Source organism: Pseudomonas sp. (genome assembly GCF_017744435.1).
Classification (GTDB): domain Bacteria; phylum Pseudomonadota; class Gammaproteobacteria; order Pseudomonadales; family Pseudomonadaceae; genus Aquipseudomonas.
Genome location: NZ_JAGIBG010000034.1, coordinates 83926 through 107706 on the forward strand (window position 1 = coordinate 83926; position 23781 = coordinate 107706).

General features: G+C 64.3%; 19 protein-coding genes. 8 read left to right on the forward strand and 11 right to left on the reverse strand.

The genetic code is table 11. From position 1 onward, the window contains the following. Positions 1 to 48: 48 nt before the first annotated feature. Both ycaC (J7573_RS20675) and J7573_RS20680 read right to left on the reverse strand, forming a co-directional pair. Complete coding sequence (gene ycaC, locus J7573_RS20675) at positions 49 to 675, reverse strand: isochorismate family cysteine hydrolase YcaC (protein WP_004375560.1); 627 nt, start codon at positions 673 to 675, stop codon at positions 49 to 51. Between the two features lie 72 nt (positions 676 to 747). Next, positions 748 to 1110: an AraC family transcriptional regulator gene (locus J7573_RS20680; RefSeq protein ID WP_294339763.1), complete on the reverse strand. Its 363-nt coding sequence runs from the start codon at positions 1108 to 1110 to the stop codon at positions 748 to 750. 132 nt (positions 1111 to 1242) lie between these two features. Between J7573_RS20680 and J7573_RS20685 the strand changes: the two genes are divergently transcribed. Continuing rightward, positions 1243 to 2217, forward strand: coding sequence for a DJ-1/PfpI family protein (locus J7573_RS20685; protein WP_294339766.1), 975 nt, complete (start codon positions 1243 to 1245; stop codon positions 2215 to 2217). Between the two features lie 124 nt (positions 2218 to 2341). Beyond that, positions 2342 to 4129 (forward strand): monovalent cation:proton antiporter-2 (CPA2) family protein, encoded by a 1788-nt coding sequence (locus J7573_RS20690; RefSeq protein ID WP_294339768.1) that lies wholly within the window; start codon positions 2342 to 2344, stop codon positions 4127 to 4129. Here the strand turns inward: J7573_RS20690 and J7573_RS20695 are convergent. Continuing rightward, complete coding sequence (locus tag J7573_RS20695; RefSeq protein WP_294339772.1) at positions 4126 to 4371, reverse strand: HigA family addiction module antitoxin; 246 nt, start codon at positions 4369 to 4371, stop codon at positions 4126 to 4128. The genes J7573_RS20690 and J7573_RS20695 overlap by 4 nt on opposite strands. Positions 4372 to 4828: 457 nt before the next feature. After that, positions 4829 to 5458 carry an isochorismate family cysteine hydrolase YcaC gene (gene ycaC / locus J7573_RS20700; protein WP_079230358.1) on the reverse strand — a complete coding sequence of 210 codons (630 nt, stop codon included), beginning with the start codon at positions 5456 to 5458 and terminating at the stop codon, positions 4829 to 4831. Between the two features lie 135 nt (positions 5459 to 5593). On the opposite strand from ycaC (J7573_RS20700), the gene J7573_RS20705 reads away from it, so the two are divergent. The 3 genes from J7573_RS20705 to J7573_RS20715 all read left to right on the forward strand — a co-directional run bounded on the left by J7573_RS20705 (position 5594) and on the right by J7573_RS20715 (position 9579). Further along, complete coding sequence (locus tag J7573_RS20705) at positions 5594 to 6505, forward strand: LysR substrate-binding domain-containing protein (protein ID WP_294339776.1); 912 nt, start codon at positions 5594 to 5596, stop codon at positions 6503 to 6505. A gap of 211 nt (positions 6506 to 6716) precedes the next feature. After that, positions 6717 to 7979, forward strand: a complete 1263-nt coding sequence (locus tag J7573_RS20710; RefSeq protein WP_294339780.1) for an OprD family porin — start codon at positions 6717 to 6719, stop codon at positions 7977 to 7979. A 1-nt stretch (position 7980) separates the two neighbouring features. Then, positions 7981 to 9579, forward strand: coding sequence for an MFS transporter (locus J7573_RS20715; protein ID WP_294339782.1), 1599 nt, complete (start codon positions 7981 to 7983; stop codon positions 9577 to 9579). Between the two features lie 166 nt (positions 9580 to 9745). Here J7573_RS20715 and J7573_RS20720 read toward each other — a convergent pair whose 3' ends face one another. The 4 genes from J7573_RS20720 to ycaC (J7573_RS20735) all read right to left on the reverse strand — a co-directional run bounded on the left by J7573_RS20720 (position 9746) and on the right by ycaC (J7573_RS20735) (position 14133). Then, complete coding sequence (locus tag J7573_RS20720; RefSeq protein ID WP_294339804.1) at positions 9746 to 11587, reverse strand: amidohydrolase; 1842 nt, start codon at positions 11585 to 11587, stop codon at positions 9746 to 9748. A 376-nt stretch (positions 11588 to 11963) separates the two neighbouring features. Beyond that, a complete protein-coding gene (locus J7573_RS20725) occupies positions 11964 to 12782 on the reverse strand; it encodes an alpha/beta hydrolase (protein WP_294339784.1) in 819 nt (272 codons plus the stop codon). 39 nt (positions 12783 to 12821) lie between these two features. Next, positions 12822 to 13388 carry an antibiotic biosynthesis monooxygenase gene (locus J7573_RS20730; RefSeq protein WP_294339786.1) on the reverse strand — a complete coding sequence of 189 codons (567 nt, stop codon included), beginning with the start codon at positions 13386 to 13388 and terminating at the stop codon, positions 12822 to 12824. 115 nt (positions 13389 to 13503) lie between these two features. Then, on the reverse strand, positions 13504 to 14133 hold the full coding sequence (gene ycaC, locus J7573_RS20735) for an isochorismate family cysteine hydrolase YcaC (RefSeq protein ID WP_294339788.1): 630 nt from the start codon (positions 14131 to 14133) through the stop codon (positions 13504 to 13506). Between the two features lie 221 nt (positions 14134 to 14354). Here ycaC (J7573_RS20735) and J7573_RS20740 point away from each other — a divergent pair, with 221 nt between their 5' ends. After that, positions 14355 to 15782 carry a mechanosensitive ion channel family protein gene (locus J7573_RS20740; RefSeq protein WP_294339790.1) on the forward strand — a complete coding sequence of 476 codons (1428 nt, stop codon included), beginning with the start codon at positions 14355 to 14357 and terminating at the stop codon, positions 15780 to 15782. Positions 15783 to 15890: 108 nt separating this feature from the next. On the opposite strand, the gene J7573_RS20745 is transcribed toward J7573_RS20740, so the two are convergent. Both J7573_RS20745 and J7573_RS20750 read right to left on the reverse strand, forming a co-directional pair. Continuing rightward, positions 15891 to 17177 (reverse strand): FAD-binding oxidoreductase, encoded by a 1287-nt coding sequence (locus tag J7573_RS20745; RefSeq protein ID WP_294339792.1) that lies wholly within the window; start codon positions 17175 to 17177, stop codon positions 15891 to 15893. A 166-nt stretch (positions 17178 to 17343) separates the two neighbouring features. Further along, complete coding sequence (locus J7573_RS20750) at positions 17344 to 18834, reverse strand: aldehyde dehydrogenase family protein (protein WP_103448501.1); 1491 nt, start codon at positions 18832 to 18834, stop codon at positions 17344 to 17346. Positions 18835 to 18970: 136 nt separating this feature from the next. Between J7573_RS20750 and J7573_RS20755 the strand changes: the two genes are divergently transcribed. Both J7573_RS20755 and J7573_RS20760 read left to right on the forward strand, forming a co-directional pair. Further along, entirely contained in the window at positions 18971 to 19861 is an 891-nt protein-coding gene (locus J7573_RS20755; RefSeq protein ID WP_294339797.1) for a LysR family transcriptional regulator, read from the forward strand. A 203-nt stretch (positions 19862 to 20064) separates the two neighbouring features. Beyond that, positions 20065 to 21450, forward strand: a complete 1386-nt coding sequence (locus J7573_RS20760; RefSeq protein ID WP_294339799.1) for a VOC family protein — start codon at positions 20065 to 20067, stop codon at positions 21448 to 21450. A 127-nt stretch (positions 21451 to 21577) separates the two neighbouring features. Here the strand turns inward: J7573_RS20760 and J7573_RS20765 are convergent, their stop codons facing one another. After that, on the reverse strand, positions 21578 to 23476 hold the full coding sequence (locus tag J7573_RS20765; RefSeq protein WP_294339801.1) for a methyl-accepting chemotaxis protein: 1899 nt from the start codon (positions 23474 to 23476) through the stop codon (positions 21578 to 21580). Positions 23477 to 23781 lie beyond the last annotated feature (305 nt).

Here is a 23781-nt window from a genome sequence, read left to right on the forward strand (position 1 = left end):
TTCGACGCCTCGATGAACCCGCCCCACAGAGGCCGGAGCAGGTTTACATCAGCGAGCGCTCAACGCCGCATAGCTGTTCATCAGGTTGCGGTAGTTGGGGATCCGCTGCGACAGCAGGTTACCCAACCCTTCGATGTCGTTGCGCCAGTCGCGGTGCAGCTCGCAGGCCACCGAGAACCAGTTCATCATCTGGGCACCTGCCTGGGTCATGCGCACCCATGCCGCCTGCTGCACGGTCTCGTTGAAGGTGCCCGAGGCATCGGTCACCACGAACACTTCAAAGCCTTCAGCCAATGCCGACAGGGTCGGGAAGGCCACGCACACATCGGTCACCACGCCGGCGATGATCAGCTGCTTGCGGCCAGTGGCCTTGATCGCCTTGACGAAGTCTTCGTTGTCCCAGGCGTTGATCTGGCCTGGGCGAGCAATGTACGGCGCATCCGGGAACATCTCTTTCAACTCCGGCACCAGCGGGCCGTTGGGGCCTTGCTCGAAGCTGGTGGTGAGGATGGTTGGCAAACCGAAGAACTTGGCCAGGTCGCCCAGGGCCAGGACGTTGTTCTTGAATTCGTTGGGCGAGAAGTCCTGCACCAGCGAGATCAGGCCAGTCTGGTGGTCGACCAGCAGCACCACGGCGTCGTCTTTGTTCAGGCGCTTGTAATCAGGTTGGCTCATGGGGGTGACTCCTTGGGTTGGGAAAACGGACCGGGACTTACCTGAGGGCTTATCCCGGCGGATAGATCCGGCTTAAGAAAATGCCTGCGCCTGGCGCCAGGCCTTGGGCGGCTGGCCGACCAGGCGGCTGAAGGCCCGGGTGAAATGGGCCTGGTCGCAGAAGCCGCATTCCAGGCTCACGTGGGTGATCGGTGCCTCGGTGACGAGCAGGCGCTTGGCTTTTTCCATGCGCGCCAGCAGGCGCCAGGCCTGGGGCGACAGGCCGGTGTTGACCTTGAAGGCACGGGAGAAATGGCTACGGGTGAGGTTGCACACCGCCGCGATCTCGATGATCGACAGCGAGCTGCGCAGCATCAGTTCCTTCGCCTGGCGCAACCGCGCGGGCGTCAGCGCGCCGGGGGTTGGCAATGGCTGTTGGGGCGTCCCAGGGTGCATGGCGACTCTCCTGTTCAATGGAGAAAGTCTCGCCGCCGGCCTGTGACAAAGTCCTGAGCCAAAGCTGAATTGTTCTTAATTGTGCAGCACTGCCCTAAGATGCAGTGCTCAGGACACGAAGGGCTATGGGGTATGCAGGAAATTCGCGCTCATCGAACCGTGGCCATGGTGCTGTTCAACGACGTGCTATTGCTGGACGTAACCGGGCCGATGGATGCCTTTGCCATCGCCAACCGGTTCTTGCCTGCAGACCAACATTATCGGTTGGTGACCGTGGCCGAAGGCCAAGGGACCATTCGCGGCTCATGCGGCCTGAAGGTGGTGGCCGACCTGCGCCTGGAGCAATTGCCGGCCAGCGTCGACCTGTTGCTGGTACCCGGTGGACCGGGGGCCTACCACGTCGCCCTGCCGGCGATCGAACGCTGGCTGCCCCAGGCGGTGCAACAGGCCCAGCGCTTCGGCGCGATCTGCACGGGGGTGTTTTTACTCGGACGTGCCGGGTTGCTCGGCGGCTATCGCTGCACCACCCACTGGAACTACGTGGAGCGCCTGGCCCAGACGTTTCCCGAGGCCAAGGTCGAGACCGAGCAGATCTACGTGATCGACCGCAGCCTGATCACTTCGGGCGGGATCACTGCCGGGATCGATCTGGCGCTGGCGGTGGTGGCCGAGGACCACGGCAAGGCGCTGGCCCTGGAAGTGGCCAAGGTGCTGCTGGTCGCCCGCCATCGCCAGGGCGGGCAGACGCCTTACGGGCCGCTGCTGGCCGCCGTACCGCGGGATGATTCGCCAATTGCCCGGGTGCAGGCTTATATCGTCGACCACATCGACCAGGCGTTCACCGTGCAAAAGATGGCCGACCTGGTGGCTATGAGTGGGCGCAACTTTGCCCGGACCTTTCAGCGAGAGGTCGGGATCACGCCGTTGCAGTACCTGCAGAATGCGCGGATCGACCAGGCGCGCAAGCTGCTCGAATGCGGCGAGCTGCCGTTGAAGGTGGTGGCGGCGCGCTGCGGGTTTGGCAGTGACCGGCATATGAGAAAGGTGTTCTGCGAGCGGATCGGCATGACACCGGCGCAGTATCGGGCGCAGTTTGGCGGGGCCTGAGTCTGTCAACCCAATCGGGACAATGTGTCTACTCGACAGCAGATTGTCTGGCTCACAACCAACCTCCAGAATTGTCCGCCAAACTGTTCAAACGCTGCCCCGGCAGCTCATGGAGTACGAGCCAATGCCACACGAAGGCAGCCTTCTGCAAACCGCGGTGATCTTTCTGCTCGCCGCCGTTGTCGCCGTCCCACTGGCCAAGCGCCTGCAACTGGGGGCCGTAATCGGTTACCTGCTCGCCGGCGTGGCCATCGGCCCGCAGGCCCTGGGCCTGATCCGCGACACCGAAAGCGTCGCGCACATTTCCGAGCTGGGCGTGGTCCTGCTGCTGTTCATCATCGGCCTTGAGCTGTCGCCCAAGCGCCTGTGGCTGATGCGCAAGTCGGTGTTCGGCGTCGGCACCGCCCAGGTGCTGCTGACCGGCGCGGTGATTGGCGCCATCGCCCTGTTCGGCTTTGGCCAGTCGCTACCGGCCGCCATCGTGCTCGGCCTGGGCCTGGCGCTGTCGTCCACCGCCCTCGGCCTGCAGAGCCTGGCTGAAACCAAGCAGCTCAACGCGCCCCATGGCCGCCTGGCGTTTGCCATCCTGCTGTTCCAGGACATCGCCGCGATCCCGCTGATCGCCCTGGTCCCGTTGCTGGCCGCCAGCGGCCCGGACACCAGCCACGGCGACAGCCTGCAACACGGCCTGAAGGTATTCGCCAGCATCGCCGTGGTCATCATTGGCGGCCGCTACCTGCTGCGCCCGGTGTTCCGCACCGTGGCCCGCACCGGCCTGCCGGAAGTGTCCACCGCCACCGCGCTGCTGGTAGTGATCGGCACCGCCTGGCTGATGGAAGAAGCCGGCATTTCCATGGCCCTGGGCGCCTTCCTCGCCGGCCTGCTGCTGGCCGACTCGGAGTACCGTCACGAGCTCGAATCACAGATCGAGCCGTTCAAGGGCCTGCTGCTGGGGCTGTTCTTCATCAGCGTCGGCATGGGTGCCAACCTGAGCCTGCTGCTGGAAATGCCACTGGTGCTGCTGGGCCTGACCCTGCTGCTGGTGGCGGTGAAGCTGGCCCTGCTGATCGGCGTCGGCCGCCTGGCCGGTGGCCTCAACAGCGCCAGCGCGCTGCGCCTGGGCATGGTGCTGGCGGCTGGTGGCGAGTTCGCCTTCGTGGTGTTCAAGCTGGGCAAGGACCAAGGCCTGTTCGACGCCCAGACCTACGACCTGCTGCTGATGACCATCACCCTGTCGATGGCCATCACCCCGCTGCTGATGCTCGGCTGCGCCCGCGCCCTCAAACGCCCGCAACCGGCGCGTGAAGTGCCCGAGCAATACAAGACCATCGACGCCGGCACGCCACGGGTGGTGATCGTCGGCATGGGCCGCATGGGCCAGATCGTCGCGCGCATCCTGCGCGCGCAGAAAATCCCGTTCATTGCCCTGGAAACCTCGGTGGACACCATCGAGATGACGCGCATGTTCGAACAGGTGCCAGTGTTCTACGGCGACCCGCTGCGCCCCGAGGTGCTGCATGCGGCCAAGGTCGGTGAAGCGGAATACTTCATCATCACCATCGATGACCCCGAAGCCGCCATCCACACTGCTGAACGAGTGAAGCGCCAATATCCGCACTTGAAAGTGCTGGCCCGGGCGCGTAACCGCCAGCATGTGCACAAGCTGGCGGATGTCGGCGCCGAGCCGATTCGCGAGACGTTCTACTCCAGCCTGGAGATGACCCGCCGGGCGCTGGTCGGGCTGGGCTTGAGCGACGAGCAGGCGGCGGACCGGATCGAGCGGTTTGCCCAGCATGACGAGGAAGTGCTGGAGGCTCAGGGCCTGGTGCGCGATGACCGGGCCAAGGTGATGCAGACGGCCAAGGAGGCGCGGGTGGAGTTGGCGCGGTTGTTTGATTCGGATGCGGATTAACGCCTCTGCCAGTCATCGTAGGCTGCCTGCTCGGCCAGGTATTGGCGGGCAGTTCCCAGGCCAGCGGCCTCTAGTTTTTGTGCCAGCTCGCCTGAGATAGGCGCATGGCCGCTGAGTACAGCGGCCAGTTGCTCTTGTGGGTAATCAAGCAACTTCGCCAACTGCTGAGTAGTCATGGCGATTGCTAACAACACATCTTCGCGCAGTGATTCTCCCGGATAGGGAGGGTCAAATTGAGGCATGGGAAATCTCCTGGATTGGTTTCCCGATGTTCCTCCCATTCCTCGCTGGATATCAGTTCATAGCGTCTGTATGCGCTGTCAGAACTTTCTGCGCCCTTTATTACTGTTGGGACTGCTGCGCAGTCCTTCGCGGGCATGCCCGCTCCCACAGGTGCTTTGCTGAAGCTGAGTCTTGGTATCCACCACAGAAAAGGGCCACTGTCTCCAGTGGCCCTCATCAAATGCCTGATATTCATATGCACCCCCTCAAGCCGGGGTGTGGAGGTCTCACCCTACGCTGATGATTCAGCCATCGACGGGGTTCCTGATCCAGTTACTGCCGCTGAATGACAACTGGCTTCGCGCTCAGATGAAACGCTAACAACGCCATCAATAAGGGTCAACAGCTGGAACAAAGTGCAACAAAAAAGGCCGGCCCCATGGTGGGGCCGGCCTTTGTAGTTTGCGCTGCTCGCTGTTATTTACCAGCAGTCAGGGCGTTGTAGCTGGTCATGAGATTGCGGTAGTCCGGAATATGGTTGGAGCACAGCGCCGCCAACCCTTCGATGTCGTTGCGCCAGTCACGGTGCAGCTCACAGGCCACGCCGAACCAGGTCATCAGCTGGGCACCGGCCCGGCTCATACGGTCGTGGGCGGCGTCGCGGGTCATTTCGTTGAAGGTGCCGGAAGCATCAGTCACCACGAACACCTCGAACTCTTCTTCCAGAGCAGCCAGCGCCGGGAATGCCACGCAGACCTCGGTAACCACACCCGCAATGATCAGCTGCTTCTTGCCAGTAGCCTTCACCGCCTTGACGAAGTCTTCGTTGTCCCAGGCATTGATCTGGCCTGGGCGAGCGATGTACGGCGCATCCGGGAACAGTTCCTTCAGCTCTGGAACCAGCGGGCCATTGGGGCCTTGCTCGAAGCTGGTGGTGAGGATGGTTGGCAGGTTGAAGAACTTGGCCAGGTCGGCCAGGGCCAGCACGTTGTTCTTGAACTTGTCCGGCTCGATGTCGCGGACCAGGGACAGCAGGCCCGCCTGGTGGTCGACCAGCAGTACGGCAGCGTCATCTTTGTTCAGGCGGTTGTAGGTGAATTTGCTCATGGTCTGTGCTCCTAAGGTTTATGAATTTTTCAGCAATCTGGGGTGTTTCGCGTTGATGGGCACAGATTAAAATCATCACCTTTACGGCGGTAGACTGCGAAAATTGCCTTTAGCGTTCCATTTGGAGAACGACCATTGGAAGACCTCAATTCCCTCTACTACTTCACCCAGGTTGTAGAGCACGGTGGCTTCGCCCCGGCCGGCCGGGCACTGGACATGCCCAAGTCGAAGCTCAGCCGGCGCATCGCCGACCTTGAGGACCGCCTCGGCGTGCGCCTGCTGCACCGCACCAGCCGCCACTGCTCGCTGACCGAGATCGGCCAGGCCTACTACAACCGCTGCCTGGCCATGCGCGTGGAGGCCGAGGGCGCGGCAGAGATCATCGAGCGCAACCGCAGCGAACCGCGCGGGCTGGTGCGCATCAGTTGCCCGACCACCCTGCTCAACTCCTGGGTCGGGCCGATGCTGACCCGCTACATGCTCAAATACCCGCAGGTAGAGTTGTTCATCGAGAGCACCAACCGCCGCGTCGACCTGCTGCACGAGGGCTTCGACATTGCGCTGCGGGTGCGCTTCCCGCCGCTGGAGAACACCGACATGGTGATGAAGGTGCTGAGCAACAGCACCCAGTGCCTGGTCGGCCAGCCGCAGTACCTGGAACAGCTGCCGAAAGGCTTCGACCCGCAGCTGCTCGGCACGCTGCCAAGCCTGCACTGGGGCAGCGCCCAGCGGGAGTATCAGTGGGAGCTGTTCCAGGGCGAGGACAGCAGCCGCAGCATCGTCATCCCGCATACGCCGCGCATGGTGACCGATGACCTGTTTGCCCTGCGCCACTTCGTGGTGGCTGGAGTGGGCATTGCGCATTTGCCGCGGGTGGCGGTGCGTGAAGACCTGGCGGCGGGGCGACTGGTGGAGCTGACGCCTGACTGGCACCCACGTTGCGGCATCGTGCATGCGATCTTCCCGTCGCGGCGCGGGTTGTTGCCGTCGGTGCGGGCGTTGATCGATCACCTGGCCGAGGAGTTCGCCATCAGCGACATGGCTTGAGGCCTGGGCTGCCTGTGCTGGCCTCTTCGCGGCGGTTCGACGCCTCGACATGCCCGCTCCCACAGGAACCGCACAGGGCTCGGAGCCTTTGGTGATCCTGTGGGAGCGGGCGCGCCCGCGAAGAGGCTAAAGCAGATCAGCCAGCACACCGTTACAAGACCCCTGACCTATCCTTCATCCACAGTCCCGGATCATCCCCCTTGGAGGCCCCATGATCCGCGCCAATCACGGACCAGGCCGCGCCCTGTTCGCCACCCTCGCGCTCTGCCCGGCACTCGGCCAGGCCGACGAACCCGGCTGGTCGCTGCTCAGCCGCAACTACTTCCTGCACAGCGACTTCCGCTCGCCCTCCGCCAGCGGCCAGAACTACCGCCAGGAATGGGCCCAGGGTTTCATCGGCGAGGTCCGCTCCGGCTACACCGAGGGCACTGTAGGCCTGGGCCTCGACGCCCACGGTTTCCTCGGCCTCAAGCTCGACGGCGGTCGCGGGCACGCCGGCACCGGCCTGCTGCCCCGCGACAGCGATGGCCGCGCCGAATCCGACTACTCCAGTGCCGGTGCCGCGCTCAAGCTGCGCCTGGGCAATACCCAGTTGCGCTACGGCGAAATGACTGTGGAAACCCCAGTGTTCGACACCGGCGACAAGCGCCTGCACCCGGAGTACGCCACCGGTTGGTTGGTGGACAACGCCGACCTGCCCGACTGGCGGCTGCAGGCCGGGCGCTTCACGGCCTTCAACAACCAGGACAACAGCTCCACCCACGACGATTTCAGCGGCTACGGCGCCACCACCCGCAACCGCGCCATCAGCCTGGCCGGCGCCACCTTCGCGCCGCACGGCCCGTTCGGCGGCGCACTGTACGCCGGAGAGCTTGAGGACACCTGGCGCCAGGCCTATCTCAACCTGAACCTCGCCGAGGGCAACTGGCGCCTGGACGGCAATCTCTACAAGACCCGCGACACCGGCAACGCCAGCGCCGGAGCGATCGACACCCTCGCCTATAGTCTGCTGACCAAGTACAGCTTCGGCGCTCAGGCACTGACCCTGGCCTACCAGAAGGTCGAGGGCGACACGCCGTTCGACTTCGTCGGCGGTGACTCCATCTACCTGGCCAACTCCATCAAGTACGCCGACTTCAACGGCCCCGGCGAACGCTCGTGGCAACTGCGCTACGACCTCAACTTCGCCACCCTCGGGGTCCCCGGCCTGAGCTTGATGGGCCGCTACGTCAGCGGCCGCGGCATCGATGGCAGCCATGCGCCTGCAGGCGGTGCCTACGTGAACAAGTACGGCCAGGGCGGCAAGCACTGGGAGCGCGATGTCGACCTGAAATACGTGGTGCAGTCGGGCGCCGCCAAAGACCTGAGCCTGTCGTTCTCCCACGTCAGCCATCGCGCCAACCAGGCCCAGGCCGGCGATGACATCGACCGCATCTACCTGATCATCGAATACCCACTCAAAGGCAGCTTCTGACATGAGCACTTCCCCTTCAGGCGCCTGGAGCCCGCTGCGCAACACCACCTTCCGCATGCTGTGGATTGCCACCATCGCCTCCAATATCGGCACCTGGATGCATGAGGTGGGCGCCGGCTGGCTGATGACCACGCTGTCAGCCAACCCACTGCACGTGGCGCTGATCCAGGTGGCCGGCTCGCTGCCGATGTTCTTCCTTGCCCTGCCAGCCGGCGCGGCAGCGGATATCGTCGACAAGCGCCGCTACTTGCTGCTGGTGCAGTTGTGGATGTCATCGGTGGCCGTGGTGCTGGCGGCCCTGACGCTGCTCGGGCTGATGAATGTCACCCTGCTGCTGGTGCTGACATTGGCGCTGGGCATCGGCACGGCGTTGATGATGCCGGCCTGGAGCGCACTCACGCCGGAGTTGGTGGGCAAGGAAGACCTGGCCAACGCGGTGGCCATTTCCAGCGTCGGCATCAACGTGTCCCGCGCCATCGGCCCGGCGCTGGCCGGCGTGGTGGTGAGCATGGTCGGCCCCTGGCTGACGTTCGCCCTGAATGCCGCTTCCTTCGCCGGGGTGATCCTGGTGCTGTTCCTGTGGAAGCGCGAGGTGAAGGAGCCGTTGTTGCCGGCCGAGCGCTTCGTCGGTGCCATGCGCACCGGCCTGCGCTTTGCGCGCAGTGCCAAACCCTTGCAGGCCGTGCTGTTGCGGGCATTGGCGTTCTTTTTCTGCGCCAGCGCCGGGACCTCGCTGTTGCCGTTGATCGTGCGCGGTGAGATGCACGGCACTGCGGCAGACTTCGGCCTGCTGCTGGCGGCCATCGGCATCGGCGCGGTAGCCGGCGCCACCTTGCTGCCACGCCTGCGCGAGCGCATCAGCCGCGACCGCCTGGTGATGCTCGCCAGCTTGCTGTATGCCCTGTTCCTGCTGGCCCTGGCGCTAGTGCGCAATTTCCATGTGCTGCTGCCGGCGATGCTGCTCAGTGGCGCGGCGTGGATCGCGGTGCTGTCCAACCTGCAGGTGGCGGCGCAGACCTCGGTACCGGCCTGGGTACGGGCGCGGGCGTTGTCGGTGTACATCCTGGTCTTCTTCGGTGCCATGGCCAGCGGCGGGTTGCTGTGGGGTACGCTGGCAAGCCATGCGTCGATCACCCTGAGCCTGTTGCTGGCTGCCGGTGGCCTGGCGCTAGGTACATTGCTGACCTGCAAGGTCACTCTGCCGGAAACCGAAGCCGAGGAGCTGACACCGTCGCTGCACTGGCCGGTACCGGTGCTGAGCGATGACATGGACAAGGAAAGCGGGCCGGTGATGGTGACCGTGGAGTACCACATCGAGCCGGCCAAGGCCGAGGCGTTCCAGCAGGCTGCGCGGGAGCTGGAGGCGATGCGCAAGCGCAATGGCGCACTGTCGTGGGGGTTGATGCGTGACAGTGCAGACCCTGCGCTTTGGCTTGAGTTCTTCTTCGAGGAGTCGTGGCTGGAGCATTTGCGGCATCACCATCGGGTGACCCGGGGTGAGCTGAAGATCGAGGCGCGGGTGCGGATGCTGCAGACCAATGGGGTCGAAGTGAAGATCCGGCATCTGTTGGCTGGGGGGGAGCACAAGGCTCACCATTGATGCTGCCTGTTCCGGCCTCTTCGCGGGCATGCCCGCTCCCACAGGGACCGCGTAGAGCCTGAGGGATGCACTGTACCTGTGGGAGCGGGCGAGCCCGCGAAAAGGCCAGCACTGCAGGAACAAAAAAGGGGGCCAGTAAAGAGCCCCCTTTCCACATCAGCTCACCTTAGAAAGCAAAGCACGAGCAACCCAACGCCCCCCAGAAGCCCTGGAAGTCATTGACCGGCACACTCGATTGACGCGCCTTGTCATGGCTGTGCGCATGCACCCCGCATGGCCCCGAACACTGGTGCACGGCTGCCGCCAGCGATGGCGTGCCTACACGCCAATGCCCCGGCACCTTGACCACCGGTGACCACTCCGGCAGCACCGGCACCTGCGGCGGGCCGAGCTTGTCGAATTCGGCCGCGCCGTACACCACCTTGCCGTCAACGATCGTCAGCACCGACTCGATGCCCTTGATCGCTTCTTCATCGACGCTGAAGAAGTCCAGCGACAATGCCGCCAGGTCGGCCAGCTGGCCCACTTTGATCTGGCCCTTCTTGCCCTGCTCGCTGGAGAACCAGGCACTGCCCTGGGTGAACAATTGCAGCGCGGTTTCGCGGTCCAGGCCCTCCTTGTACAGCTCCATGCCGCCGACGGTCTTGCCGCTGACCAGCCAATACAGCGAAGTCCACGGGTTGTAGCTGGACACGCGGGTGGCATCGGTACCGGCACCCACCGGCACGCCCATGTCGAGCATGCGCTTGATCGGCGGGGTCTGCTCGGCAGCCTTGGCGCCGTAGCGATCGACGAAGTATTCACCCTGGAAGGCCATGCGGTCCTGGATGGCGATACCGCCGCCCAGCGCTCGCACGCGTTCGATGTTCTGCGGTGTGATGGTTTCGGCGTGGTCGAAGAACCACGGCAGGCCGTTGAACGGGATGTCGCGGTTGACCTTCTCGAACACGTCGAGCATGCGCGTGATCGATTCGTTGTAGGTGGCGTGCAGGCGGAATGGCCAGCGCTGCTCGACCAGGTGGCGCACCACCGGTTCCAGCTCTTCTTCCATGGTTTGCGGCAGGTCCGGGCGCGGTTCGAGGAAGTCCTCGAAGTCGGCGGCGGAGAACACCAGCATCTCGCCAGCACCGTTGTGGCGCAGGAAGTCGGTACCGCTGTGCAGCTTGACGCTGGAGGTCCACTTGCGGAAGTCGTCCAGCTCTTCCTTGGGCTTCTGGGTGAACAGGTTGTAGGCGATGCGCACGGTCAGCTGGTTGTTGTCGGCCAGCGCCTGGATCACCGAGTAGTCATCGGGGAAGTTCTGGTAACCGCCGCCGGCATCGATGGCACTGGTCAGGCCCAGGCGGTTCAGCTCGCGCATGAACTGGCGCGTGGAGTTGACCTGATATTCCAGCGGCAGCTTCGGCCCTTTGGCCAGGGTCGCGTAGAGGATCATCGCGTTGGGGCGAGCGATCAGAATGCCGGTCGGGTTGCCGAACTTGTCGCGCTGGATCTCGCCACCCGGCGGGTTTGGCGTGTCCTTGGTGTAGCCGACAGCCTTGAGCGCGGCGCGGTTGAGCAGCGCACGGTCATACAGGTGCAGCAGGAATACCGGGGTATCGGGCGCGGCCTGGTTGATTTCTTCCAGGGTCGGCATGCGTTTTTCGGCGAACTGGAATTCGTTCCAGCCACCGACCACGCGCACCCACTGTGGCGTCGGCGTACGTGCGGCCTGGTCCTTGAGCATGCGCAGGGCATCGGCCACCGACGGCACGCCTTCCCAGCGCAGTTCGAGGTTGTAGTTCAGGCCACCACGAATCAGGTGCAGGTGCGAGTCGTTCAGGCCGGGGATCACCGTGCGCTGCTTGAGGTCGATGATCTGCGTGGCGCTGCCCTTGTGGGCCATGGCCTCGGCGTCGTTGCCCACGGCGATGAAGCGGCCGTCCTTGATGGCGACGGCAGTGGCGGTGGGCTTTTCGCGGTCAACGGTGTGCAGTTTGCCGTTGAACAGAATCAGGTCGGCGGACATGGAGCCTCCTTGGGTGGATGCGTGGGCGGAACCGGCTTGGCCGGTGAAGGGCAATGCAGACCAGAGGGCGCCGGCGGCACCGAGCACGGTGCTGGTGGCAAGGAACTGGCGACGGGTCTTGTCGTTGCGGTCCTGGGGCATGGGCTTCTCCATCTGGGTGCGGCGGCGGCAGGCGCAACTGCGGAGCATGCCGGTTGATGCAAGGCCTGGGATTGCACGGATGTGCGGTGGGTCGTAGAAGGTTAGCCCTGTTGAAAATTTGTGCTGCCTGGGCTGGCCTCTTCGCGGGACAAGCCCGCTCCCACAGGGAAATCACAGGTTTCGACTGCTGCGCTATTCCTGTGGGAGCGGGCGAGCCCGCGAAGGCCTCCCACCGTTACTTCTGGAGGAACGCCAGCAAGTCTTCATTCAGCTGCTGCGCATGAGTCACGGCAAACCCGTGCGGCGCGCCGGCATACACCTTCAGCTCAGCCCCGCGAATCAGCTCCGCCGCCTGCTTGCCGGTGGTCTCGAACGGCACGATCTGGTCGTCGTCACCATGGATCACCAGAGTCGGCACATCGATCCTGGCCATATCCGGGCGGAAGTCGGTCTCCGAGAACGCAGTCACGCAATCGAGGGTGCCCTTGATCGACGCCATCAGCGCGATGTTCAGGGTCTGGGTCTGCACGCCTTGGGACACCTGCTGCCCATGGTTCAGGCCATAGAACGGTGTGGCGAAATCAGCGATGAACTGCGCCCGGTCGGCACGCAGGCCGGCGCGGATACCTTCGAATACCGACAGGTCGACCCCTTCAGGGTTGTCTTCACGCTTGCCGAACACCGGTGTCACCGCACCCAGCAGCACCAGCCCGGCCACCCGCTCGCTGCCGTGGCGGGCGATGTAGCGGCTGACATCACCACCCCCCATCGAGAAGCCCACCAGGGTCACTTCACGCAGGTCGAGGTGTTCGATCAGCTGGGCGATATCGTCGGCGAAGGTGTCGTAGTCGTAGCCGGTCCACGGCTGGCTCGAACGGCCGAAACCACGGCGGTCGAAGGCAATGGCGCGGTAGCCGCGGCTGGCCAGGAACTCCATCTGCGAGTCCCACATATCGGCGTCCAGCGGCCAGCCGTGGCTGAACAGCACCGGTTTGCCGCTGCCCCAGTCCTTGTAATAGATCGAAGTGCCGTCGCGGGTTACGAGCGTAGTCATGTCGGTATCTCCTTGAAAGTCTGAAGGTGCAGGCGTGGCTCAGCCGCGCAGCCAGTTGGCGCAGCGGCGGGTTACCCAAGGCATGATGTAGAACACCACGGGCAGGATGACGAACAGGTTGACGATCAGGTTGCCGCTGATCGGGCCGCCCAGCTGCGGGAAGCGCGCAAACAGCGGCGCCAGCAATTGCGGGATGACCAGGGTCATCGGGCAGATCACCAGGTAGGTCAGCAGCGCCTGCTTCCAGCGTGGCGGTTGAGCGGCGTTGACGCTTGGCGGGGTGAACCAGAACTCCGGGTCGTCGTGCACCTGGGTGTGGTCACCGCCTTCGAGCAATGGCAGCACTTCGTTGACCAGCGCCTGGCGTTCGGCCGAGTTGACCCAGGCTTGCAGCAGGCTGGCGTCGGCGAAGCGCACCACGGTGGTGAAGTGCAGCCCGCCCTGGTCGGGACGAATGACGTTGACGTCCAGGTGCCCCGGCTGGCGGCGTGCGGTGCTGACCGTACGCTTGAGCCACGCTTCGTAGGCCGCCAGCGACTCGGCGCGAACCTTGTGCTGGATGACCAAGGTCACCACGTTGCGGTTGTCTTGGAGTGCGGTGTTCATCGGCGTTCCTTGGGATGAGCTTGCCCGCATCCACTGTGCAACGGCAGACGGGCGGAGGATTGAATGGGTGTGCTGCCCGTGGCGGGCACCGCCTGGCGGTGCCCGGGGGAGCGGCTTACTTGTTGGCGTTGAAGGCGTTGTAGCTGGTCATCAGGTTGCGGTAGTCCGGGATGTGGTTGGAGCACAGCGCGGCCAGGCCTTCGATGTCGTTGCGCCAGTCGCGGTGCAGCTCACAGGCCACGCCGAACCAGGTCATCATTTGCGCGCCGGCCTGGCTCATGCGGTCGTGGGCGGCGTCGCGGGTCATGGCGTTGAAGGTACCGGAGGCATCGGCTACCACGAACACTTCGAACTCTTCTTCCAGGGCCGACAGCGCCGGGAAGGCCACGCAGACTTCAGTCACCACGCCAGCGATGATCAGTTGCTTCTTGCCGGTGGCCTTCACCGCCTTGACGAAGTCTTCGTTGTCCCAGGCGTTGATCTGGCCTGGGCGGGCGATGTATGGGGCGTCCGGGAACAGCGCCTTCAACTCTGGCATCAGCGGGCCATTGGGGCCTTGCTCGAAGCTGGTGGTGAGGATGGTCGGCAGGTTGAAGAACTTGGCCAGGTCGGCGAGGGCCAGGACGTTGTTCTTGAACGCGTCCGGCTCGATGTCGCGGACTAGGGACAGCAGGCCAGCCTGGTGGTCGACCAGCAGGACAGCGGCGTCGTCTTTGTTCAGGCGGTTGTATTTGAAGTTGGTCATGGCGGTAGCTCCTAAGGATTTCGGTTTTCAGTAAGTGGGGGTGTTTCGCGTTGATGGGAGAAGATTAAAACCACCACCTTTGGAGCGGTAGATAGCGGTTTTTGGCTTTAGCGTTCCATTTAATGAACGATCTGTTGGCAGTGGATTTGCTGGCCTCATTGCTTGCCCGACCAAGCTGCTCTATTACTACGCACAGCCCTCCCCTCACCCCCGAGACCACCATGCTGGCGTTCATCCAGTCGTCCCCGTTGTTGCTCGGTACCGCCCTGATCCTGCTCGACCTCATGCTCTGGCAGTTGATCCCGATCCAGCGCCTGGCCTGGCGCATCGGCACGCGGCTGGCGATCTTCCTGCTGTTCAGCGCGGTGCTGGTAACCGCCGGGATGAGCCCGCTGCAACCGCCGCCGTGGCCCGACGATGTATCGCGCAACCTGATCGCCACCGTATTGACCATCGGCTGGTGGCTGTTTGGCGCGCGCACGGTGACGGTGGTGTTCGGCCTGCTGCTGGTGGCCCGTGGCAGCCACGGTGGGCGCCTGCTGCAGGATGTGCTGGGGGCGCTGATCTTCCTCGCGGCCGTGGTCGCTGCCGCGGGCTATGTGCTGCAACTGCCGGTGAAGGGCCTGCTGGCCACTTCCGGGGTGATGGCCATCGTCATCGGCCTGGCGCTGCAGAGCACCCTGGCCGACGTGTTCAGCGGCATCGTGCTGAACACCACGCGGCCGTATCAGATTGGCGATTCGATCTCCATCGACGGTACCGAGGGCAAGGTGCTGGACATCGACTGGCGCGCCACGCGCCTGCTCACCGGCAGTGGCAGCCTGGCGGTGATTCCCAACTCGGTGGCGGCCAAGGCGCGGCTGCTCAACCACAGCCGCCCGGCCGATGTGAACGGGGTGTCGATCTGCGTGGTGGTGCCGGCCAAGGTACGCCCCAAGCGGGTTTTCGATGCCCTGGAGAAAGCCCTGCAGGGCACCAGCGCAATCCTCGCCTCACCCAAGCCCAAGGTCTCGGTGAAAGCCTCGACGCTGGAGTCGGTGGAGTACGAGGCCAGCGGCTTCATCGCTGACATGGGCGGCAAGACCGAAGCCCGCAATCAGCTGTTCGACCTGGCGCACCGCCATCTGGAAGCCAGCGGGGTGATGTGGAACGTCGACCTGGCCATGCCACCGCGCAGCCGTCAGCGCGAAGTGCTGGACGAGGTGCGGGTGTTCCGCTCGTTGAGTGCTGAAGAACGGGATGCCTTGAGCCAGCGCATGACTGCGGTTGAGTACCTGGCCGACCAGGTGATCCTGGAGGTGGGTGAGCAATCCGAGCATTTGCTGGTGATTGGCAGCGGCGTGGTGTCGGCGTCGGTGCGCGATGGCGACAAGCTGCTGGAGGCCGGGCGCATGGGGCCGGGCGAGGTGCTGGGGATCGAGGGGATCATCGATGAAGACAACTCGTTTGCCGAGTTCCGTACCCTGACCAGCTGCGTGCTGTACCGCATCGACAAGGAGCAGGTGAAGAGCTGCCTGGTGCAGCGTGGAGAGGTGCAGACCGCACTGAGCAAACTGCAGCGGTTCCGGCGGCAGAGCCGGGAGTCGTTTTTGCTGCAGAAGCCGGTTTCGATCAAGAAGGGTGGCTTCTTGAGCTGGTTGCACAAGTAAGCCTGTACTGGCCTCTTCGCGGGTAAACCCGCTCCCACAGGGATCGCGCAAGGTCTGAATCCTGTGCAGTACCTGTGGGAGCGGGTTTACCCGCGAAGAGGCCATTAGCTACAGCACAACCCTCAGACATTGACCGGCGTGGTACAGCGAGAACCCTGATTCATAGAACGCGGTCCGCAACGACGGCGCACTCACCCCGGTCATCGGTGAGAACGGGATCGGCAGGCTGTCCGCCTCTCCCTTCAGCAGAAACTCGGCAAACGCCCGGCCAATCACGGTCCCGGTGGTATTGCCACGGCCGTTATAGCCGGTCACCGCCACCAGCCCCGGCGCCGGCTCGAACAGCCGCATCAGGTGGTCCGGGGTGAAATCGATGCAGCCGGTCCAGTGCATTTCCCACTCGACCTTGCCCAGTTCCGGGTAGTAATGGCTCTGGATCCGGTCGGCCCAGCTGCGCACGAACCAGGCCGGCTTGTTGTCGACCCGGCCGAGGCTGCCCAGCAGCAGGCGGCCCTGATCGTCGCGGCGGATGCTGCTGAGTACGGTGCGGGTGTCCCACGAGCCCTGGCCGTGCGGCAGCACCTTGTCGGCTGCCGCGCCGTGCAGCGGCTTGGATGCCACCTGGTAGTAGTAGCCTCGGAAGAACTGCTTCTGCAGGTTGCTCCAGTCGCCTTCGGTGTAGGCACCAGTGGAAATCACCACTTTCTCGGCGCGTACCGAACCACGCGCGGTCTTCACCCGCCAGGCATCGCCCTCGCGCTCAAGGCCTTCGACCGAGGATTGCTGGAACAGCTTGCCGCCCAGGCGCGCCACGGCGGCAGCCAGGCCCTGGGTGTAGCCCATCGGGTTGATGGTGCCGGCGCGGCGGTCGAGCAGCGCGGCGGAAATCTTGTCGGTACCGCAGTATTCCTGGCACTGGGCGCCGGTCAGCAGCTCGACGTCGGCACCGCGGCGGCGCCATTGTTCGTGACGAGCTTCGAGGTCGGCGATGCCGGTGGCGTTGTGCGCCATGTGCAGCGTGCCTTTGTGCTGGGCCTGGCAGTCGATGCCGAGGCGCTCGATCATGGCGAACACTTCAGCCGGGGCTTCACCCAGCACCTTGTTCAGGCGGCTGCCCTGCTTCTGGCCGAGGGTTGCTTCGACGTCATCGGGGCGGATCCAGGTGCCGGCGTTGACCAGGCCGACGTTGCGACCGGAGCCGCCGTGGCCGATCTTCCAGGCTTCCAGCAGGATCACCGACTTGCCCTGCTCGAGCAGGTGGATGGCCGCCGACAGGCCGGTGATGCCACCGCCGATCACGCAGACATCGGCCTTGTGTTCCCCGGCCAGGGCCTGGCTGGCGACGCTTGGTTGGCTGACGTGTTCCCACAAGCATTGTTGACGCAGTTCGGACATGGCCCGGCTCCAGCAGTGTTGTTCTTGTTGGGGCTGCTTTGCAGCCCATTCGCGGGCAAGCCCGCTCCCACAGGGACCTCACAGTTTCGAAGGCTGTGGGGACCCTGTGGGAGCGGGCTTGCCCGCGAACCGGGGGCAAAGCCCCCGGCCATGCAGCATCAATCCATCAGTCGAACACGATACCCTGCGCCAGCGGCAGCTCGCGCGAGTAGTTCACGGTGTTGGTCTGGCGACGCATGTAGCCTTTCCAGGCATCGGAACCGGACTCACGACCACCGCCAGTCTCCTTCTCGCCACCGAACGCCCCGCCAATCTCGGCGCCGCTGGTGCCAATGTTGACGTTGGCGATGCCGCAGTCGCTGCCCGACGCACTCTGGAAGCGCTCGGCTTCGCGAATGTCGGTGGTGAAGATGCACGACGACAGGCCTTGTGGCACTTCGTTGTTCAGGCGCAGGGCCTCTTCGAAGTCGTCGTAGGCCAGCACGTAGAGGATCGGCGCGAAGGTTTCGTGGCGCACCACGTCGCTCTGGGCCGGCATTTCAGCGATGGCCGGCGACACGTAGTAGGCATTCGGGTACTGCTCGGCCAGCTGACGCTCGCCGCCGAACACCTGACCACCCTCGTCACGGGCCTTGGCCAGTGCACCCTGCATGGCGTCGAACGACTGCTTGTCGATCAGCGGGCCGACCAGGTTGTCCTTGCGTGGGTCGCCGATACGCACTTTGCCGTAGGCGGCTTTGACGCGGGCAACCACCTCGTCCTTGATCGAGCGGTGCACAATCAGGCGGCGCAGGGTGGTGCAGCGCTGGCCGGCAGTGCCGACCGCAGAGAACAGGATGCCGCGCACGGCCAGGTCGAGGTCGGCGCTCGGGGCCAGGATCATGGCGTTGTTGCCACCCAGCTCAAGGATGCTGCGACCGAAGCGGGCGGCAACACGTGGGCCCACTTCACGGCCCATGCGGGTGCTGCCGGTGGCGCTGACCAGCGGTACGCGTGGGTCGTCGACCATGGCTTCGCCAGCTTCGCGGCCGCCGATCACCAGTTGTGCCAGGCCAGCCGGGGCATCGCCAAAGGCCTTCAGGGCTTTTTCGAACAGCGCCTGGCAAGCCAGGGCGGTCAGCGGAGTCTTCTCGGACGGCTTCCACACCACCGAGTTACCAGCCACCAGGGCCAGCGCGGTGTTCCAGGCCCATACCGCAACCGGGAAGTTGAAGGCGCTGATCACACCGACCACGCCCAGCGGGTGCCAGGTTTCACGCATGTGGTGGCCCGGGCGCTCGGAGGCGATGGTCAGGCCGTACAGCTGGCGCGACAGGCCGACGGCGAAGTCGCAGATGTCGATCATTTCCTGCACTTCGCCCAGGCCTTCCTGGGTGATCTTGCCGGCTTCGATCGAGACCAGCTCGCCGAGATCGGCCTTGTGCTCACGCAGCACTTCGCCGAACAGGCGCACCAGCTCGCCACGGCGCGGGGCCGGCACGCTGCGCCAGGCCTCGAAGGCGCTCTGGGCCTGATCGATGCGGGCGATGGTCTCGGCCTTGCCGAGCAATTTCACCTTGGCGATCTGACTGCCGTCGATCGGCGTGTGAACAGGGTAGTCGCCCTGGGTGTAAGCCTCGGCGGCAACGCCAAGGCGCTCGAGCAATCCAGCAACCATTTGTGCTTCTCCTACATCGGGTGATGGGGTGGAAAAATGATGTGGATCAGTATTAATCCGATCACACCGGTGCAACAAACGACCTTTATTCCGCTTATCATTCCGTCAGGTAATGATTTAAGCCGCAGAGACCGCTATGTCCAAACGCCTGGTGCCCTCCATGACCGCCCTGCAGTGCTTCGAAGCTGCAGCCCGTCACCTGAGCTTTACCCGTGCCGCCGAAGAGCTGCACCTGACCCAGAGTGCGGTCAGCAAACAGGTGGCGCAGCTCGAAGAGATGCTGCGCCATCACCTGTTCCTGCGCATCCGCCGGCGCCTGCAACTCACGCCCGCTGGCAGTCTGTACCTGGCCGAGGTCAACAAGATCCTCACCCAGGTCGACATGTCCAGCCGCTACGTGCTCACCTACGGCGAGCAGACCGAGATATTGAAAGTAGCCACTCAACCGAGTTTTGGCGTGCGCTGGCTGATCCCGCACCTCAAGGGTTTTGGCAAACGGCACGCGAACATCCACCTCGACATCCGCAACGAGATGGAGCCGTTCGCCTTGCTGCAGGGCTCGGCGGACGTGGTGTTCTTCTATGGCCAGGGCACCTGGCCGGGGGCTACCTGCGTGGAACTGTTCGGCGAACAGGTGGTGCCGGTGTGTGCGCCGGAGTTGCTGGCCGGGCGTGAGCTGGCGGATGCAAGTGAGTTGGCGGACATGGTGCTGTTGCAGAGCACGTCGCGGCCGGAAGCCTGGCATGAGTGGTTCCTTGAGCAGGGGTTGCACAGTGTCAGCGCCTACCATGGGCCGCGCTTCGATACGTTCTACATGGCGTTGAGTGCGGCGCAGGCCGGGTGTGGGGTGGCGTTGGTGCCGCGCTACCTGGTGACCAAGGAGCTGGCTGAGGGAAGCCTGGCGATTGCCTGGAACCATGCAATGCGCAGTGCCGGTAAACACTATCTGGCGTATGCAGAGCATGCGGCGGAGGTGCCCAAGGTCAGGGCATTGGTGGAATGGATTCGCGAGCAGCTCCAGGCTTGAGGGCCTCTTCGCGGCTAAAGCCGCTCCCACAGGGTACTGTGCAAAGTCTGAATCCTGTGCAGTACCTGTGGGAGCGGCTTTAGCCGCGAAAGGGCCATGGAGGTCGATCAAAAAAGGAATGACACACTCACTTTTTTTCGCTTGTGAGCCAAGTGCATTCCCAGCTTTCATGTAAGTGTCCGAACCTAACCAGGAAGCTAGCGATGCCCGCCCACGATTTCGTCAGCCCCGACAGCATCCGCGCGCAGTTCTCTGCCGCCATGTCGCTCATGTACAAACAGGAAGTGCCGCTGTACGGCACGCTGCTGGAGCTGGTGAGCGAAATCAACCAGCAGGTCATGGCCGAACAGCCCAAAGTGGCCGAGGCCCTGCGCTGGACCGGCGAGATCGAGCGCCTGGACCAGGAGCGTCACGGCGCCATCCGCGTCGGCACAGCCGAAGAGCTGGCCACCATCGCCCGCCTGTTCGCGGTGATGGGCATGGCGCCGGTCGGCTACTACGACCTCAGCTCCGCGGGCGTGCCGGTGCACTCCACCGCGTTCCGCGCCGTGCACGAGCAGTCGCTGCACGTCAGCCCGTTCCGCGTGTTCACCTCGCTGCTGCGCCTGGAGCTGATCGACAACCTGCCACTGCGTGAACTGGCCCAGGGCATCCTCGCCAAGCGCAAGATCTTCACCGCCCGCGCACTCGAACTGATCGCTCAATCTGAGCACGATGGCGGCCTGAACAAAGCAGATGCCGACGAGTTCGTCCGCGAAGCCCTGCACACCTTCCGCTGGCACCAGGACGCCACGGTCACTGCCGAGCAGTACCAGCAGCTGCACGACCAGCACCGCCTGATCGCCGACGTGGTGGCCTTCAAAGGCCCGCACATCAATCACCTGACCCCGCGCACCCTGGACATCGACGCGATCCAGGTCGGCATGCCGGCCAAGGGCATCCCGCCGAAAGCCGTGGTCGAAGGCCCGCCGACCCGTCGCCACCCGATTCTGCTGCGCCAGACCAGCTTCAAGGCGCTGCAGGAGCAGGTTGCGTTCAGCGATCACCAGGGCAGCCACACCGCTCGTTTCGGCGAGATCGAACAGCGCGGTGCAGCGCTGACGCCGAAGGGCCGCCAGCTGTACGACAAACTGCTCGATGCCACCCGCGCCGCCCTGGGTGGCGCACCCGCCGAGGCCAATGCCGAGCGCTACAGGGCGCTGCTGCAGGAAAGCTTCGCTGCATTCCCGGATGACCTGGCGCAGATGCGTGAGCAGGGGCTGGCGTACTTCCGCTATTTCGCAACGGAGAAAGGTATGGCGCAGCGCGAACAGCAGGACCGCCCGACTACGCTGGAAGGCCTGATCGCGGCCGGCCATGTGCACTTCGAGGCACTGGTTTACGAGGACTTCCTGCCGGTGAGTGCGGCGGGGATCTTCCAGTCGAACCTGGGGGATGAAGGCCAGGCCGAGTATGGCAGCAATGCTAACCGCGAGGCTTTCGAGGCGGCATTGGGGCTGCAGGTGCAGGATGAGCTGGCGCTGTATGCGCAGAGCGAGCGGCGCTCGTTGCAAGCCTGTGCCCAGGCGCTGAACCTGGGCTCGATGTAAGGCTCAGGATTGCCGGGGGCGCTTTGCGCCCCTTTCGCGACACAAGGCCGCTCCTACAAAGGCAGCGCGCACTCCTGTAGGAGCGGCCTTGTGTCGCGAAAGGGCCGCGAAGCGGCCCCCTGCGGTCTCAGCGGAAGCGGTCCACTTCCTGGCGCAGTTGCGCCGCCAGCCCTTCCAGTTCCCGCGCAGTAAAGGCCAGCTCGTTGGCCACATCGCGCTGCTCGCTGTTGGCCTGGGCAATGCTCTGCAGGTTGCGGCTGAGCACGGTGGCCGTGCTGCTCTGCTCCTGGGTTGCCGTGCTGATCACGGCAAACTGTTCACCCGCCGTGCGGCTTTGCTCATCAATGCGCGCCAACGCCTCGGCGACCTTGTCGTTGCGCGCCAGCCCTTCCTGCATCAGCTGATTGCCCTGTTCCAGGGTATTGATGGCATGCCCGGTCTGTTGCTGGATGCTGGTGATCATCCCGGAAATCTCATCGGTGGCCTGGCGCGTGCGCGCGGCCAGCCCGCGCACTTCATCGGCGACCACGGCAAAGCCACGGCCCTGCTCACCGGCCCGGGCAGCCTCGATGGCGGCGTTCAGCGCCAGCAGGTTGGTCTGTTCGGCAATCGCGGTGATCACGCTGATGATGCCGCCGATCTCCTGCGAGCGTGCGCCCAGGCTGTCCATCACCGTGGCGGTGCCGCCCAGGGCTTCGGCAATCTGCCGTAGCGAGCTCGACGCTTCGTCCATGGCACTGCGGCCGATGCGCGTCTGCTGGGCATTGTCGCGGGCCATGCGTTCGGTACCGGCCATGTTGTCGGCGATGTTCATCGAGGTCGCGCTGAACTCCTCCACCGCACCGGCCATGCTGGTGATCTCGCCGGACTGCTGGTCCATGCCCTCGCAGGCACCGGTAGACAGCCCGGACAGCGAGCGCGCACGGCTGCTGACCTGCTCGGAGGCACTGCGAATGTGCTCGACCATGGTCGCCAGTGCCTCACCCATCTGGTTGAAGCTGCGCGCCAGCTGGCCGATTTCGTCGTGGCTGGACACGCTCAGGCGCGCATTCAGGTCGCCGGCACCGAGAGCTTCGGCCTGGCGCACCAGATCATCCAGCGGCCGCAGCTTGCGGCGCAGCAGCCACAGGGTGGCGGCCACGGCCAGCATCATCGCCAGCAGGCTGCCAATGGCCAGGCGCAGGCCGACGCTCCAGGTCACTTCGCGAATTTCTGCCTTCGGCATGCTGGCGACCACGGTCCAGGGGCCCTCGGCGAACGGCGCGCTGGCGCTGAACAGGTCCTGGTCGGCATTGGCCGGAGGCACCAGCCATTGGTCTTTTTCATCGCGAATGGCCAGGGAGCCGGTTTCACCGATACGGAAGCGCTTGAGGTTGGCGAACTGGGCGTTTTGCGCGTCGGTGTAGTCGAAGCCGACGAACAGCACCGCGATCACCCGGCCGCTGCTGTCGCTGACCGGCACGTAGCGGGTCATATAGTTGCGCTCGAACAGCACGGCGCGGCCGACGTACATCTGCCCGGCCAGCAGCTTGGTATAGGCCGGGTGCTGGCGATCGAGCTGGGTACCGATGGCGCGGGTGCCGTCCTGTTTCTTCAGGTTGGTGCTGATGCGCACGAAGTCATCGCCGCTGCGCACGAACAGGGTCGCGATGCCGGCGGTCATCTGCTGGAACTCGTCGACCACCTGGAAATCGTTGTTCAGCAGCCGATCACCCAGGTACAGGGCGGGCGTGGCAAGGCCTGCGACCTGCACGGTCTCGCCAGCGTGCAGCGACAGGCCCGAGGCGAAGCGGCGCTCGAACAGACCGCTCAAGCGCTGGGTGTTGTCCTTGAGCGAACCGTGGAAGGTATCGAGCTGGTCGGCTAGCAGCCGCGCTTCGCTGGCCAGGTGGGCCTGGCGGGTGGCGAGGTTGGCGTCGTCCAGCGCACGCAGGGCGAACAGGGTACTGCCGGAAATCACCAGCGCCAGCACGATGGCGAGGGCGACACCGAGTTGCGAGGCAATTCGGGCACGCGGTTGAGACATGAAGAAGCTCCTGGCAAGAGGCCGGGATCGTCCCTGATCACGCTGACCGCCCGCTTGATATCGACGGGAAGCGCGTCCTCTTCCGGGACGCTGGTGCCAGTTGATCGGCGTCGCCTTTGAATACTTGAGTGTCGGACCGGGGTATTCGCAAACGTTTTCCTTTTGCCTGTACCGGCCTCTTCGCGGGCACGCCCGCTCCCACAGGATCTCCACTGATCTCGAACCTGGTGGAATACCTGTGGGAGCGGGCGTGCCCGCGAAGAGGCCGGTACAGGCAAAAGGAAAACGTTTGCGAATACCCCGGT

Coding starts and splice junctions, on each gene's coding strand:
- ycaC (WP_004375560.1), bottom strand. CDS start 675: ATGAGCCAACCTGATTACAAGCGCCTGAACAAAGACGACGCCGTGGTG.
- J7573_RS20680 (WP_294339763.1), bottom strand. CDS start 1,110: ATGCACCCTGGGACGCCCCAACAGCCATTGCCAACCCCCGGCGCGCTG.
- J7573_RS20685 (WP_294339766.1), top strand. CDS start 1,243: ATGCAGGAAATTCGCGCTCATCGAACCGTGGCCATGGTGCTGTTCAAC.
- J7573_RS20690 (WP_294339768.1), top strand. CDS start 2,342: ATGCCACACGAAGGCAGCCTTCTGCAAACCGCGGTGATCTTTCTGCTC.
- J7573_RS20695 (WP_294339772.1), bottom strand. CDS start 4,371: ATGCCTCAATTTGACCCTCCCTATCCGGGAGAATCACTGCGCGAAGAT.
- ycaC (WP_079230358.1), bottom strand. CDS start 5,458: ATGAGCAAATTCACCTACAACCGCCTGAACAAAGATGACGCTGCCGTA.
- J7573_RS20710 (WP_294339780.1), top strand. CDS start 6,717: ATGATCCGCGCCAATCACGGACCAGGCCGCGCCCTGTTCGCCACCCTC.
- J7573_RS20715 (WP_294339782.1), top strand. CDS start 7,981: ATGAGCACTTCCCCTTCAGGCGCCTGGAGCCCGCTGCGCAACACCACC.
- J7573_RS20720 (WP_294339804.1), bottom strand. CDS start 11,587: ATGTCCGCCGACCTGATTCTGTTCAACGGCAAACTGCACACCGTTGAC.
- J7573_RS20725 (WP_294339784.1), bottom strand. CDS start 12,782: ATGACTACGCTCGTAACCCGCGACGGCACTTCGATCTATTACAAGGAC.
- J7573_RS20730 (WP_294339786.1), bottom strand. CDS start 13,388: ATGAACACCGCACTCCAAGACAACCGCAACGTGGTGACCTTGGTCATC.
- ycaC (WP_294339788.1), bottom strand. CDS start 14,133: ATGACCAACTTCAAATACAACCGCCTGAACAAAGACGACGCCGCTGTC.
- J7573_RS20740 (WP_294339790.1), top strand. CDS start 14,355: ATGCTGGCGTTCATCCAGTCGTCCCCGTTGTTGCTCGGTACCGCCCTG.
- J7573_RS20745 (WP_294339792.1), bottom strand. CDS start 17,177: ATGTCCGAACTGCGTCAACAATGCTTGTGGGAACACGTCAGCCAACCA.
- J7573_RS20750 (WP_103448501.1), bottom strand. CDS start 18,834: ATGGTTGCTGGATTGCTCGAGCGCCTTGGCGTTGCCGCCGAGGCTTAC.
- J7573_RS20755 (WP_294339797.1), top strand. CDS start 18,971: ATGTCCAAACGCCTGGTGCCCTCCATGACCGCCCTGCAGTGCTTCGAA.
- J7573_RS20760 (WP_294339799.1), top strand. CDS start 20,065: ATGCCCGCCCACGATTTCGTCAGCCCCGACAGCATCCGCGCGCAGTTC.
- J7573_RS20765 (WP_294339801.1), bottom strand. CDS start 23,476: ATGTCTCAACCGCGTGCCCGAATTGCCTCGCAACTCGGTGTCGCCCTC.